This window comes from Halomonas sp. AOP7-B1-5 (assembly GCF_052353045.1).
GTDB lineage: Bacteria > Pseudomonadota > Gammaproteobacteria > Pseudomonadales > Halomonadaceae > Vreelandella > Vreelandella colorata.
This window is the reverse complement of record NZ_JBQTDC010000126.1, coordinates 1-551: the sequence shown is the minus strand read 5'-3', so window position 1 is coordinate 551 and position 551 is coordinate 1. Positions and strand designations below refer to the sequence as shown.

Genomic DNA, 551 nt, shown 5'->3' with positions numbered 1-551 from the left:
CTTGGCCGCAGAAACTGAGTGCAACACCTGAGCATTTCGCTAAGGTGTTGTCCCATGTCTTACCTCGAACTCAGCATTGAAGAACGTGCCAGCATCCAAGTGGGTCAAGCCCAAGGGATGAGCCTTCGGCACATTGCCCAGCTCTTAGGGCGAGCTCCTTCAACCATATCTCGTGAAATACGCCGTAACCAAATGGCCCAGAACGGTTACTGTGCCCGGCACGCCCAACGTCAGCGAGAAAAGCGTCGAGTAGTCTGTCGTCCTGCGCGTAAGCTTTTGCCAGGCACCGAGCGGTTTGATCTCATCGTGTATATGTTGCGGCGACGCTTGTCTCCTGAACAAATTAGCGGCAAGCTCAAGACGATGAAACTACCTGATTTGCGCGATGCCTACGTCTGCCGAGAGACCATCTACACGGCCATTTATGCCTTGCCCGTTGGCCACCTTCGCAAGGAACTGATTCACTGCTTGCGACAAGGTAAAACCACACGCAAGCCTCGCCGTGGCGAAGTGGATCGACGTGGTCAGATCCCTGACATGGTCAGCATTCA

1 protein-coding gene is annotated in these 551 nt (G+C 54.3%); it reads left to right on the top strand.

Annotated elements, in window-relative coordinates; genetic code table 11:
• Nucleotides 1-54: 54 nt before the first annotated feature.
• On the top strand, nucleotides 55-551 hold a 497-nt coding region (locus ACT3XD_RS19690), incomplete at its 3' end, for an IS30 family transposase (RefSeq protein ID WP_444280709.1).